Source organism: Rania fehmarnensis (assembly GCF_056494185.1).
On record NZ_CM151398.1, the window covers coordinates 3,004,421 to 3,019,455 of the forward strand.

Annotated in this window: 5 protein-coding genes; 4 read left to right on the forward strand and 1 reads right to left on the reverse strand. The window is 55.9% G+C overall.

Annotation, left to right across the window (positions count from 1 at the left end; all coding sequences use genetic code 11):
* Positions 1-228 precede the first annotated feature (228 nt).
* From SH573x_RS10115 to glgX, 4 genes are all read left to right on the forward strand, one after another.
* Positions 229-6,540 carry a PD-(D/E)XK nuclease family protein gene (locus SH573x_RS10115; protein WP_479354681.1) on the forward strand — a complete coding sequence of 2,104 codons (6,312 nt, stop codon included), beginning with the start codon at positions 229-231 and terminating at the stop codon, positions 6,538-6,540.
* Between the two features lie 9 nt (positions 6,541-6,549).
* Positions 6,550-7,830 carry a metallophosphoesterase family protein gene (locus tag SH573x_RS10120; protein ID WP_479354683.1) on the forward strand — a complete coding sequence of 427 codons (1,281 nt, stop codon included), beginning with the start codon at positions 6,550-6,552 and terminating at the stop codon, positions 7,828-7,830.
* Positions 7,827-11,423, forward strand: a complete 3,597-nt coding sequence (locus tag SH573x_RS10125) for an AAA family ATPase (protein WP_479354685.1) — start codon at positions 7,827-7,829, stop codon at positions 11,421-11,423. The genes SH573x_RS10120 and SH573x_RS10125 overlap by 4 nt, the downstream gene beginning before the upstream one ends.
* 230 nt (positions 11,424-11,653) lie before the next feature.
* Positions 11,654-13,855: a glycogen debranching protein GlgX gene (gene glgX / locus SH573x_RS10130; RefSeq protein WP_479354686.1), complete on the forward strand. Its 2,202-nt coding sequence runs from the start codon at positions 11,654-11,656 to the stop codon at positions 13,853-13,855.
* Positions 13,856-14,075: 220 nt separating this feature from the next.
* On the opposite strand, the gene SH573x_RS10135 is transcribed toward glgX, so the two are convergent.
* Positions 14,076-15,023: a type II secretion system F family protein gene (locus tag SH573x_RS10135; RefSeq protein WP_479354687.1), complete on the reverse strand. Its 948-nt coding sequence runs from the start codon at positions 15,021-15,023 to the stop codon at positions 14,076-14,078.
* Between the last annotated feature and the right edge of the window lie 12 nt (positions 15,024-15,035).

A 15,035-nucleotide genomic window follows, 5' to 3' on the forward strand; every position in this document is an offset into this window, starting at 1 on the left:
TTCCGCTACAGAATCTCCGCTACACTGCCGAAACGCTTGACGCGTTCCGCTACGGGTTAATTGCCAGCATTGACCAAAGGTGTCACGGCTCTGGCTATCTTTTCTCGGTGGCAGGCGACTCTTTTTGCAGGGGAAAGTCTCTGCCGCTACGCCTAGTCCCACAAATGCTGTGATTGTGCAACAATAAGAGGCGTTGGGATCAGGATTAAGAAGAAGGCGATGGAACCGATGACAACTTCTCCCAAGCGGACATTTATTGGTTGGACCAAGCCTATTCTCCAAGCAGCCACCGAGCGACTCTTTGCTCAGCATGCTCAAGGAGGACAATGGGATCTTCGTCGCTGGTTGGTTGTTTTGCCCAGCAGTCTGGCTAAGCGTCGTCTGCAGGAACTACTAGCCCTGCGCGCGCAAGCGGCCGGCTGCGTCTTGTATCCACCGGAAATTGTGACGGTGGGGCAGTTGCCCGAGCATCTGTATGTGGCCAAGTTCCCGTTTGCCAGCGAGATGATTCAGATCCTGGCCTGGTGCGAGGCATTGCAGCAAACGGATCCTCAGCTCTTAGAATCGGTCTTGCCGTTGCCGCCGCGAACGGGTTTTCCCGAGCAATGGCTCGAACTGGGCAAGATGCTGTCGGGCGTGCATCGCGAACTGGCCAGCGATCGGTTGAACTTCGATGGCGTAGTGGAGTCGCTAGGCAAACATCCCGAAGCCAGTCGCTGGCGAGCGCTGGCCGAGGTGCAACGTCGCTATCTGGGTGTGCTTGATTCGCTGGAGTTGTGGGATGTGCAAACGGCTCGACTGGTAGCCTTGGAAAGGGGCGAACCGAGCACCAAGAGCAACATACTGATGTTGGCCACGGTGGACTTGAACGCCGCCCAACGGGGCTTTATCTCAGCCGTTGCCGAGCAGGTGCATGTCTGGATCGCAGCTCCTGAAGAGTTATCGGATCGCTTTGATGACCTCGGTTGCTTGATCAGTCAGCAGTGGGAAGATGCCACGCTCGACTTGCCGCCCGAGGCCCTGTTGGTTGGCAATTCGCCTAATGATCAATTCGAACTGACCGCAGCTTGCCTGGCGGAACTGGGCGACCAGGTGCACGCGCGCGATGTGACGATCGGCGTGCCTGACTCATCGTTGATTCCGCTGCTGGAACAGCATCTCAACATTGCCGGTAGCCAGGTGCGGTTTGGACCTGGCACGGCGCTGGCGCAGAGCGAACCTGCGCAGCTGCTCGAGTTGGTAGGTAACTATCTCGACAATCACAACTACGTCGATTTTGCGGCTTTGGTGCGGCATCCGGTCGTGCAACGCATGATTCAGAGTCGTTTGCCGGAACTAGGTGATAACTGGTTAGCCGACATCGATCGCTATTACAGCGAGGTCTTGCCACGCACTGTCGAGCGCTGGGTCAACGAACAGGCGCAGGGCTCAGCGGCTTACAAAAAAGTGGTCAACCTGGTGAATGCGTGGTTGGAACCGGTAACGGTCCCCAGTCGCCGCCTGGATGAATGGACACAGCCACTTCTAAAACTCTTTCAAGCGGCCTATCGAGATTATGTGCCTGATGCCACCAGTGCAGACGATGAACGTTTGGCGTGGGCATGCCGTGAGGTGGCTAGCGCAATCGTAGCCCTGGCCGATATTCCGCAGAAGTTAACGCTGATGCTCGGCCCGGCCCAGGCCATCGATTGGCTGATGAATGCGATGAGTGGTCAACTGGTCCCGCAACCCGCGACGACTAGCGCTATCGAGATGCTGGGTTGGCTGGATTTGACGATGGACGATGCACCGCATCTGTTGATCACTGGCATGCATGACGGCGTCGTACCCGAGAGTGTTAACGCTGACCCGTTCTTGCCCAATCAATTGCGGCGGCAGTTGGGCATGATCGATAACGCGCGACGTTACGCCCGCGATATGTATGCGTTTCAAGTCATGCTCTATTCGCGCACTTCGCTGCGAGTGATCGTCGGTCGCAATAGTCTCAGCGGCGATCCGCTGGTGCCCAGTCGCTTGTTGCTGGCCTGCGATATTCGTCAGTTGCCCGCGCGGGTGCTGCGTTTGACTTCGGAAGATAGCCTCGACGTGTTGCCGGAAGTGAACAAACGCTGGCAAACATCACTGGTCCAGCCCCAGCCGGCCTTTGTGCCACCACTGCCTGATTCAACACGGCTCCCACCGCATCTGAGCGTGACAGCCTTTCGCACCTACATGGCGTGTCCCTATCGCTTCTACTTGAAGCATGTCTGCCATCTGAAAACGATTGACGATGTTGATGCCGAACTGGACGCAGGTCAATTCGGTGACTTGATTCACAACACGCTGCAACAAATGCACCAGCAGCCAATCGAAAACTCTGCCGATGCTGAAGCCATCGCGGCGTTCTTGCAAGCGAAATTGGCAGAGGAAGCTGAAAAGAAGTATGGCCCCAATCCCGCTGCGGCCATTCGTGTACAAATCGCGGGCGCTCAAGATCGTCTGGCTGCCTTCGCCGTCAAACAAGCCGAGCATATGGCGGAAGGTTGGGTCACCAAATACTGCGAAGTTCAGGCAGTCTTGGAAGTCGGACAGATGTTGGGTGGTAAACCGCTGCCGATCAAAGTTCTGGGTCGCATTGATCGCATCGATTATCATCCCGCTTCCGGTCGCTGGGCGATCTGGGATTACAAGACCAGCGACAGCGGTACCAAGCCGATCCCCAATCATTACAACGCTCGCACCGGTTGGATCGATTTGCAGTTGCCGCTCTATCGCCACATCGTGCGCGCTATCGGTATCGATTGTGAGCCACAAGTTGGCTACATTTTGATCCCCAAGAGTCTCAAGGAAGTTGGCTTTGAAGCCGCGGAGTTCTCCAGCGCACAACTGGCCCAAGCCGATCAAGAGGCGCTGCGCGTGATCGAAGCTGTAGCGGCCGGCAAATATGAACCCGTGACCACCGAGAGCATTGCGTACGATGACTTCGCGCGTCTGTGCCTGGTGGGTACGCAGAGTTCGGTTCCGCCCAGGCCTGTTCGTGCGATTCATGACAATCGAGCGACAGCGGACGCGTTGCGACTAGTCGAGCCGCGCATCGCCAAACAAGCCACGCAACGGCTGCTGGACGAGAGCTACGAAGCCCAACGCACTTCGGTCGCGCCGCCGCTCTTGCCACTGATGATTCGCGCTTCAGCGGGTACCGGCAAGACTTATCAGCTCAGCAACCGCTTGTTACAAATCATTCTGTCGGGGCAAAGCGTCGAGCATGTGCTGGCGACCACCTTCACGCGCAAAGCCGCCGGGGAAATTCTGCAGCGTGTGTTGGTGCGACTTTCGAAAGCCTGCATCGATGTCAAGGAATTCACCGAGTTGCAGAAAGCAATTCATGAATTGCCGTTCGACCAGGCCGATTGCCTGGCGGCGCTGCGCCGGACCACGCGCCAGTTGCATCGCTTTCGCGTCAGCACCCTCGACAGTTTTTATGCGCAGATTGCGCGGACCTTTAGTCTTGAATTGCATCTAGCACCAGGCTGGAGTGCCATCGATCCGGTGCGCGAAGCCGCCGTGCGCATGCAAGCGATCCAGCGGATGCTCGACGGCAGCGACCAGCGCACCCTCAACAGCCTCGTGCGCATGTTGGCCAAAGGCGATACCAAACGCTCGGTGGCCGCTGAGATCGAAGAGACCGTACAAGGTGCCTATCACTACTACCGAGCCGCAGACGAACCTGCGTTCAATAATTTGGCTGTGCCCAACTCGCCACCAGAAGCCGAGTTTCGTCACTCGCTCGAATTTCTCGAGCATTACGATCCTCAGCATAAGAGTATCAAGACGCAACAAGACAAGATGGTCCAATCGGCCTTTATCGGAGATTGGGAAAACGTCGTAGGCAACGGCCTAATGAATGCCGCCGTGGAAACCGGCAAATATTATGGCCGCGAGCTTTCGCCAAAAATGCTCGACAATATTTTGACTTTGCGCCGCAAATGCGCAGCTGAACTATTGCCGGTCCGCAGAGCACAGTCCAGCGCTGCGTATGAGCTGCTGGATGATTTCAACAGTCAGTACATGGCCCTGCTCCGCCGGCAACGCATGTTGGCCTTTGCTGATATTACCTTTCTTTTGTCGCGTTGGCTGAATCCGGAAACCCATAACTTGCCGCGTGGGGCTGCGGAACCTGCATCGGGCTTGGAGATGACTTCGGGATCGGCCGTGGACCAGTCATCCCGATCGGCCAGTGACTTGCCGCTGATCCAAATTGACCAACAGCAACTCATGCTGCGGATGGACTGCGGCATCCATCATTTGTTGCTCGACGAGTTTCAAGACACCGCGCCCGATCAATGGCGGATCATTGAACCGTTGGCAGTGCCACTGACCCAAGAGATTACGCCCCATCATTCGTTCTTCTGCGTGGGCGATACCAAGCAGGCCATCTATGGTTGGCGTGGTGGCGTAGCCGAGATCTTTGATACGGTAACCGAAAGCGTCGGCAACTTGACCGAGCAATCGCTCAGCAAAAGTTACCGCAGCAGTCCGGAAGTGATCCAGGTTGTCAACGAAGTCTTTCATCATCTACCGCGCCATTCGAATTTCGCCGATTGTGGCGAGGTTGCTTTTCACTGGAGCAATCACTTCCCAGAGCACCAGACGACCCGTGATAAGATGCCAGGTTATGTGCTGGTCAAGAACGGGATTGTCTGCGAATCCGATTTACCGCGCGAGGAAAAAGAGATTGCCGAACTGGAGTACTCGGCGCAGATGATTGCCGAATTGGCGGCCAAGGCTCCGAAGCAAAACATTGGGGTGCTCTTTCGCGAGAATCGCAAGGTTGCGCTGATGATTGAACTGCTGCGGCAGCGTGGCGTATCTGCTTCGCAAGAAGGTGGGAACCCCCTGACCGATTCGGCGGCCGTGCAATTGATTCTGTCGTTGGTTCACCTGGCTGATCACCCTGGCGATTCGATTGCTGCTTTTCATGTGATGAATTCCCAGCTGGCTACGCAACTTCCACCAGAAGTCCGCACGCGGGCCGGTGGCATTGCGGCTTGGATGTGGCAACAGGTCACCAGAGTTGGCTTGGGCCAGGCCATTAGTGGGTTATGCGATCTATTGGCTCCGAATCTTTCGTGGTGGGAGCAACATCGACTGACGCAGTTGATCACGCTGGCTTATCAGTTCCAATCGCAGTTCACTCATCGCCTGCGCGATTTCGAAACATTTGTCGAGCAACAAAAAGTTGCCTTGCCCAGCGAAGCGCAGGTCAAGGTCATGACGATTCACAGCAGTAAGGGACTCGAATTCGACGCCGTTTTCTTGCCCGACCTGGATATACCGCTCTCGGGTCATCCACCGCTGATGGTCACGCGCTCGACCGATCCCTGTTCGCCGCCAATCGGTGTGCTGCGATACATGAACGAAAACGTGCAGAGTCTATTACCGACGGAATGGCGCGAAGCGTTCCATTTGCGCAAAGCTCAGAGCGTGCGTGAGATGTTATGCGTGTTATATGTAGCAATGACACGCGCTCGTAACGCGCTGTATGTAATCACCGGTCCACGCGTGGCCAAAGGTGATAACGCCTCGCAAACATGCGAAGCCATCTTGCAATCAACGCTCAGCGAAAAAGAGTTGTACAAGAAGCCCGAGACAGTTCTGTATGAGCGCGGCCTGGCTGACTGGTATGACGCCAAGATTGCGGTGCCGAAGAGTTCAGCAGTAGCAACCGTTGCGGCCGCCACTGCCGATATCGCGCCCTCTCTCGTACAAGCGAGGATTACGCTACAGACCGATGGCCAACAGGCGCCGCAGCGCGGCTATCGCGTTGCAGCCCCGAGTTCGATGGCGGCCACGAACTCCGTTGACTTCGACGCTATCTTTACCGTGAGTGAATCGGTGGGCGCAGCCATTGGTACGTTGATCCATGCCTGCTTCGAACAAGTCCAGTGGCTCGACACAGTCAAGGATCCCAGCACAGAAGCCAGTGCCACCGCTGCACCCAAGCGTAAACACAAGAAGATGGACAAAGACCGCTTGCGCGAAGCGGCGGTCAATGCGCTGACGCCCGAAGAACTGCGGCACGTGTCGCTGGACAAGGAACTGGCCAATTTTTCGCGCATGCTAAATCTTGACTCCGTGCAATCGGCGTTGACCCCGGAGCGTTATGCCCGCGAGTATGCCGGGGTAACACCCGATGAGATATGTGTCGAGAACGAACGACGCATCAGTCTGATACTCGACAATCAACTGATCGATGGTACGATCGACCGCCTGGTCGTGATCAAGCATCAGGGCAAAGTGATTGCGGCTGAGATTCTCGACTACAAGACCGATCGTTGGGACGGTCGCATGAATATCGAAGATTGGACTCACGAGCGGGTGGAACATCATCGACCGCAGTTGCGAGCCTACGCGCAGGTCGTCTCACGCATGCTCAGCCTGCCAATCGAACGCATCGATTGTTCGTTGGTCTTACTTTCGGGCGATCGCTGCGTACGCTGCGACGATCATGCGCCGCCTTCACCGCACCTCCGATACAAACAACTTCACCTGGCCTGGTAATAAAATCGCATGACCGATTTTCGATTTATTCATGCAGCCGATATCCACCTGGATAGTCCGCTCGATCATCTGCGCAGCTTGGATGAAGCCACCGCCAGGCAGGTCGCGCTGGCCTCACGGCGTTCAGTGGAAACCATGGTGCAAACCGCGCTGCAGCAGCAGGTGTCGGCGGTCTTGATCGCGGGCGATCTCTTTGATGGTCCGGTCCGCGATGCGTCGGCCGCATTGTGGATCGATAGCCAGTTTCGAAAGCTGACCGCAGCGGGTATCGCCGTGGTACTCATTCGCGGCAACCATGATTCGCTCAGCAATGCCTCGCGCAGCGTCAAATGGTCCAGCGGCGTCACCGAACTGGGCGCCGACAAGGCTACCACGCACATTGTCGATCACTGCGGACTGGCCATTCATGGTCAGAGCTTTGGCGCGCGGGCGGTGTACGAGAACATCGCGGCCACTTATCCCGAAGCCCTAAGTGGCTACTTGAATGTCGGCATGCTGCATACGTCGCTCGTGGGTGCCAGCGGCCATGAACCTTATGCGCCGACAACGGTCGATGTGCTGGAAGGTCGCGGCTACGATTATTGGGCGTTGGGACACATTCACTTGCGTACCGTCGTTTCGCTCAGCGATCGCTGTTGGATCGGTTTCAGCGGCAACACGCAGGGCCGTCATGTGCGAGAGTGTGGTGCCAAAGGTTGTCACCTGGTGCATGTGCGCGACCGGGCGATTGAACGCGTCGAATTTGTACCGACCGACAGTGTGCGGTGGTTCGAACTCGAGGTGGATGTCGGCGAAAATGAACAGCTGAGCGACCTGAGCGAAATGGTCTTTGGTGCATGCGAAGGCTTGCAGGCCGAACATGCTGGTCGACAATTGGCGGTGCGCGTGCGTTTCACCGGTGCCTCTCGACTTCACGCACCACTATCGAGCATTATGGCTCGCGATAACCTGGCAGACACACTCTCATGCAAAATGCGCGATCTAGGTGGCGTGTGGTTGGAGTCGATCAAGGTCGAAACCACCGCTTGGCGCAATCGTCAAATGCGCGGTGATTTAGAGTTGCCACTCGGTACGCTCCGCGATGTCGTGGCTGATATTCAATGTGAACCTGCTTTGCAGAAACAACTTCTTAAATCACTGGAAGAGCTCGGTCGCAAAGCGCGTGGTCCGCTCAGTCAAACTGATTGGCAACTCTGGAATGAATCCGGACAATCGCAAGCTTTTTCGCGACTGCTCGGGCAGGCAGAACAACTGTTGGAAGCGTGGGTGGCGGAGGATGAGTCGCCGTGAAGATTGAGTCCATACATCTCGAGAACTTCGGTATCTACGGTAGCAAGCGGTTCCGTTTCGACGGTCAACCACTGGTGCTCATCTACGGTGCCAATGAATCGGGCAAGACCACCGCGCTGAACGGTTTGCGTCAAGCTTTGCTGGGTTTTCCGCGCAATTCGGCCTACATCACCGGCAAGACGATGTCGGCCGAAGGGCAAGTTACGCTGGCCGATGGACGTCGCATTCGGTTCAATCGTCAGAAGAAAAATAGCGATGGCTTTACCGCGTCGATCGATGGCAAAATTCCGCTCAGCGAAATCGAATGGAACGAGTTGGCCAGTGGTCTCGATCTGAAAGCGTATCAGAGCCTGTTTGGATTCTCACTCGACGAACTCCGCAGTGGTGAGAAGGCGCTAGTGCATGCACCTATCGAGCAAGCATTGTCTTCCAGCGGCTTTGGAGGCCTGGCCCGCTTGCAAGCAGTGCAGAATCGAATCGAAGAGTTTCTAGGTGCTTCACTGAAACGCGTAGGCACTTCGGGCACGATCAATGCCAAACTGGCTGAAATTGAAGAGGCGGAAAAACACCTGGAGAGCGTGTTAACCTTGCCAGCTGATGTGGCGACGCTGCGCACCAGGTTGACGGAGGCTCAAGCCCAAGTCCAACTGCAGCAAGACCAACTTACCGGGCTCCGACAGCAACTGATAGCGGCCCAGCGTCAGCAAGCTGCTTTGCCAGCCGCCACTCAATATCAACAGGTCGAACAATCGCTCAGTCAGTTCAACGTGCCTGCCGCACTCGATAGTGAGTTCCGTCTCGAATGGACGGTAATGTGTAATCGCCTGGCAGGACTGCGCGGCGAACTATCCAGTGAGATGCGTAAGCTGCAAGAGCTACAGGGTGAACTGTCCAGCCTGCCAAGTGCCGAAGGCGCTGCCGCTCATCATGCCGAAGCGATTGCTCTCGGTAAACAAGCGCGCGAAGTGCCCACTTGGCGCGGTCAACTGGCCGACTGCACGCGCGAACTGAGTGAACTAGAACGCGAGTTGGGTGAAGCGCTGCGCAAACTTGGTTGGACGCTGCACGATTCGCGATGGCGAACACTGAAGCTGGACTTGAACCAGCAAGCTGAAATCGACGCAGCGCGAGCTTCGCTGGATAAACTGTCCAATCAACTGACGCAGTGCATCACGCGTATCGATGTCGCTGAAAAGCAACTGCAACCACATCGCGCGCCCACTGCGTCAAATGCATCGCTAGAGTTGACATGGGACGGTGTCTTGGCAATCGAGACGCAGCTTAGAGCGCTGCGTCCGCTGGCCCACGAATTGGATCAACATCGTAAAGAAGCGACGCGACTGCGCAGCGAGCCACGCTACAAACAACTCAGTGACACACTGCAGCGCCTGACGAAAGCGCTGACAGATGTGCAGGTGCGTTCGCAGGCTGCGGCTCGTGATGCAGACAATATCGCTGACAGCTTCGCGATCGCTACCGACCTGCCTGTTCCCGCGCTGGGCGACGCACGAACGCTATACGGTCAACTGCAGCAAGCAGAGCGCGAAGTGAAACAAGCTGGTGAAGCGCTGAAAAGAATTGAGCATCAGCAAGAGAAGCTGCAAGCCGATATCACGCAGTCGCAGACCAAAGCGGGCGTTAAATCGTTGCCTGAACTGGAAGCCATTTGGTGCCAGCGTGATCAGATCGTAACTCACTGGCATGAAGAGCTGCGTACACCCTTGCTAGCCTCGACGGTTAGTCCCACCGAACACGAAGAGCGACTGGCGCAGTTGCGGTGCTTGAACGAGCAGTCCGATGCGGCGGTGCGAGCCATGCTGGCTGCCGTCGAACAAGTGGCCATGTTGGCCGCCAAGCAGCGTGAGTTAACCGCATTGGGTCAAGCGGCCACCCAAGCCGCTCGCGAGGTTCAGGCCGCCACGCAAACTCAGCAACAACTGAACAGTGCCTGGCAAAAATTATGGTCAGGTTGTGCATTGACCAAGCGAGTTACACAAAACCCGGACAGCCACGCGCACTGCCAGACATTAGTCGAATGGCTCGAAGCTTACGCGCAGTGGCAGCCAGTTCAATCTGCTATCGATCAAAAACTGGTCGACTTGCAGGCTGCTGAAACGGCCTATACCCAAGCGAGAGCGGCCCTGTGCCAACAATGGCCAGAGGCCGCCGACTGTACTTCGTTGGGCCAAGCGGAACAATTGGTGGCGCGCTTGCGTTCGCAGTTGACCACGGTCGAAGCCCAGGCTTCGATGATCAAGGGGCTTGAGCAGACCTACAGCTCCAGTTTGTCCGAGCGCGGCGAACTGGAACGGCGGCTTGAGCAGCAGCGAGCCTCGGCCGAACAAGTGTTGACAGCGGTGGGGCTACCGGAATCATGGCCGCTGGCAGAAGTGCCCGTGCGCATTGAAGGCTTGCGACGCTGTCAGAAATTGGCCCTGCGGATAGAAGAATTACGTCAGCGTCGAATGGCACTAGAGCAGAGCCTGCAGAAGTTTGCAGCGCTCGCGCAAGAGCTTGGCCAACGTCTGGGCGTATCCGAGTTGACCAATTTACCCGAGGTGCATGCTACAACTTGGATGGATCAATTTCTGAATCGCCAGCGAGCCGATCATCGGCGCGTTGAACTGGCCAATCTGATCGCCGATCAACAATCGCAATGCGGCAAGCGGGCCGCGCAGGTCAACCAGATCGAAGCCGATCAGCAGCAATTGGTAGAGCGCATTGGTGGCCAATCCATCCCGCAGGTACAGGGCTGGATCCAACAAGCTGCGACGGTAATTCAACTGCGTACTAAACAAGTCGAGTTAGCCGCAGCCCTGGAGAGCAATGCCGATGGCCGATCGCTGAATGAATTTCTGCGTGAGCTTTCAGAACTGCACCCGCGAACTGTCACTGCTACGGTGGCCACTTTGAATGCGCAGGTCAGCAGTTTGGAAGCCGATGTGACGGCTGCCCAACAAGCCGTGGGTGGTATGGCCCGCGAGCTGGAATTTAAACAGCAAGGCTCGGCCGCTTTGGAAGCCGAGCAGCGTTTGAAGAGGCTACGATCGGAGTTGGTCGATCTGTCCGAGCAATGGGCCGTCCATCGCCTGGCCGGTGAACTGCTGGCGCGCACCATCGATCGCTTCACGCGTGATCATGAGCCTCAACTCCTGAAACACACACGACGCTTTTTTAAAGAACTGACCGACGATCGTTATGCGATGGTTGAACATGACAGTGGCAAGCATGGTGGCTTTGCAGTGCGCGACCAGCACGGCAATGCCTGGCAGCCAGATAAATTGAGCACCGGCACGCGCGAGCAGCTTTACCTGGCGATCCGCCTGGCCTTTATCACGCACTTCAATGAAACTCATGAACCACTGCCGGTCATCATGGACGATTGTTTTGTGAACTTTGATGACACTCGCGCGCGCATCGCGCTTCGCACCCTTATTCACTGGCAAGAATCGGTACAAACCATCTTGCTCTCATGCCATTGGCGTAGTGTGGAAGCCTTGGCCGAACTGGCTCCCGAAACGCCGGTCCTGGACATAGCCACCGGCCAGCTATCTTCAGCTCGCGACATGACCGTAGCCCGTCACGCCCTCTAGCTGCACTTTGGAGTGCTGCGGCGTTAGCCGTAGCTTTGATGTAAGTGTGACGGTACCGCAGCCTGCACTCACTAAGCGACTCCAGACTTTCAGAGTGACTCAGGCTGCGGCTGGAGACTTCTCTTACATCAAAGCGATGCCAGATGGCACCGCACTCCAAGGTGGCACACAAGTTGCTCTTACGCCCCGGCAATTCTTTGTTTTCACTTTTTTGCGCGAGGAGTGCGTCGATGCGTGTTTGGCCAGGCCGACCCTATCCATTGGGGGCTACATGGGATGGACGTGGAGTCAACTTTGCTCTGTATAGCGAAAACGCGACCAAAGTTGAACTCTGTCTCTTCAATTCTGCTGAGGACAAGAAAGAGCCAGTGCGGGTGGTCATGCCCGAACATACCGATATGGTCTGGCACGTGTATTTGCCCGAGTGTCGTCCAGGGCAACTCTATGGCTATCGTGTCTACGGCCCTTACGAACCTGCCTCGGGGCATCGCTTTAATCCCAACAAATTACTACTGGATCCATACGCCAAAGGTATTGGTCGTTTGCCGAAGTGGACGGACGCATCGCACGGATACATTGTGGGTGACGCTCAAGCCGATCTGTCATTTAGTCCCTTGTGCAACGCTGCCGATGCGCCTCTAGGGATGGTCATCGATCAAGCATTCACGTGGGGCGAAGATCGATTGCCGCGCATTCCTTCGCATCAAATGGTGATCTACGAATGCCATGTCAAGGGCTTTACCAAGCTGAACCAGCATATACCCGAAGAGCTACGCGGCACCTATGCGGGCCTGAGCTGCGCCGATGCCATCAAACACTTAACCGATATGGGCGTCAACGCCGTTGAACTGCTGCCTGTTCAACTGCATTCCAACGATCGGTATCTGCAGGAGAAAGGCCTGGTTAACTACTGGGGTTATAACACACTGGGCTTCTTCGCACCTGATCCGCGTTACGCGGCTGCCAATGATCCGCATGAAGTCATACGTGAATTTAAGATGATGGTTCGCACGCTGCATGATGCGGGCATCGAAGTCATTTTGGACGTGGTTTACAACCACACTGCCGAAGGTAACCAGATGGGACCGACGGTTTCATTCCGCGGAATCGATAATGCCAGTTACTATCGATTGCCCCAGCAAGATCCACGCTATTACATGGATTACACCGGCTGCGGTAATACGCTAAACATGCGCAACCCACGCGTACTGCAGTTCATTATGGATTCGCTGCGCTATTGGGTCACCCACATGCATGTTGATGGTTTCCGCTTCGACCTGGCCAGTACCTTGGCCCGCGAACTTCATGAAGTGGACAAGCTGGGCGCGTTTTTCGATATTGTTCACCAAGACCCAGTATTATCCCAAGTCAAACTGATCGCAGAACCCTGGGACTTGGGTGAGGGTGGCTATCAGGTCGGCAACTTTCCGATGGGATGGTCGGAGTGGAACGGACGCTATCGCGATTGCGTACGCCGATTCTGGAAAGGTGACGGTGGCGTGGCCTCGGAATTCGCCACGCGCATCAGTGGCTCAAGCGACCTATACCAATGGAACGGTCGCCGACCACACGCCAGTATCAACTTCATTACTTGTCACGATGGCTTTACGCTGAACGACTTGGTTAGCTACAACGGCAAGCATAACGAAGCCAACTTGGAAGACAATCGCGACGGGGCCGACCACAACGATAGCTGGAATTGTGGAGCCGAAGGTCCCACTGATGATGAGGAGATCAATGACCTCCGCGAGCGTAAGAAGCGCGCGATGTTAGCGACACTGTTGCTGTCTCAAGGCATGCCGATGCTCTTGCAAGGTGACGAAGTCAGCCACACCCAACAAGGCAACAACAACTGCTATTGTCAAGACAATGAATTGACCTGGATGAACTGGGAATTCTCCGATGCTCAGAAAGATCTGTTAGCCTTTGTGAAACTGCTGATCAGCATTCGCAAGGAGCAACCGGTTTTCCAACGTCGGCGTTTCTTTCACGGCAAGTCGCTGCGCGGTAACAGCACGCCCGAGATAGCCTGGCTAGAGCCGTCGGGTAGAACAATGTCGGATGAAGCCTGGAACAACCCGCATGTACGCTGTTTGGGTGTGCACTTGTGCGGTGGCAAGGTCGACGTTGATGAGTATGGCGAGCCTATCATTGCCGATCACATCTTGATGATCTTCAATGCAGATCATGCCAACGAGATTCCGTTTACGCTGCCGCATTTGGAGAGCGGTGAACCTTGGGAGTGGCTCTTCGATACCTCGGTGCTCAAGGAGCAGGGCAAACCGCAACTAACGAGTGCTTATGCCTTGAAACCATGTTCCGTCGCCGTGTTGCGCTCGCCGGTCAGCAAACAAGATGTCGAGGTGGAAGCCAAGTCCGAAGAGATCGCCAACACCAGCGAGAGTAGCGACGTACAAGTGGTCGAGGTGTAGCGGAATGCATTTCGGGTAGCGGAATGCGTCAAGCATTTCGGGACTGACGAATTCAGTTAGCCGAAGCAGAGATCGTATGCACGAAAGCCTTGACGGCTTCCGCTACAACATAGGTAGCGGAATGCGTCAAGCATTTCGAGCTTGACGAATTCCGCTAATCGAAGCAGAGATCGTATGCACGAAAGCCTTGACGGCTTCCGCTACATTGTAGGTGGTGAGCTTAGGGTCCCATGGCGGGGAACATGTCGCGAGCCATTTGGATACCGGCAGGTCCAACCAGCACCACGAAGATACCGGGGAAGATGAACAGCACGAGCGGGAAGATCAACTTCACCGCCGTCTTGGCTGCTTTTTCTTCAGCAATTTGCTGGCGACGTACGCGCATCGAATCGCTCTGCACGCGTAGGGCTGTAGCGATACTGGAACCGAACTTGTCGGCTTGAATGAGAATCGAAGCCAGAGCGCGCAGGTCATCGACCCCGGTTCGACCACCCAAGTCTTGCAGCACTTGGTTGCGTGCCCGACCCATTTGCAGGTGGAAGTTACACATGCCGAACTCTTCGGCAATCACTCGATAGCTCTTCTTCATTTCTTCGCTGACTTTACGCATCGCCTGGTCCAGACCCAACCCGGCTTCGACGCAAACCACCATCAAGTCGAGGGCGTCGGGCAACCCCAGGAAGATTTGTTGCTTGCGACGATTACCGAGATACTTGAGTACCAAGGTGGGTGCGAACAGGCCGATGCCCCCAATCACTAACGTGTATACCAATCCGTTATAGTTTAGCCCTTTGACGAACAGGGCCACACCGCCGCCGCCGAAGAGAAACACCAGCGCGCAGATACTGCGAATCGCCGTAAAGACGATTGGCGCAGTTTCGCTGCGGAACCCGGCTTCGACCAGGTCCTTTTTCAGCTTGCTCATCTCGGCTTCTGTCTTGGGCGTCAGGGGCGCCGCCAAGTGAGGCGAAGCTTTGGTCAGCACGCGGGCGATGGCTTCTGATTTCTTTTCATCGCGTGCTCCATCGCGAGCCTTGCGTGGATCGCTGAGCATATCGAGTCGATTTTCGGCGCGGCCTGTTTGGCTGGAAAAGTAGTCCAGCAGCAACCAGGCAAAAGCACCGATGCCAATAAAGGTAACCAGCGGAATGATGAATTGGAGCGACATCTGCAAGCGACC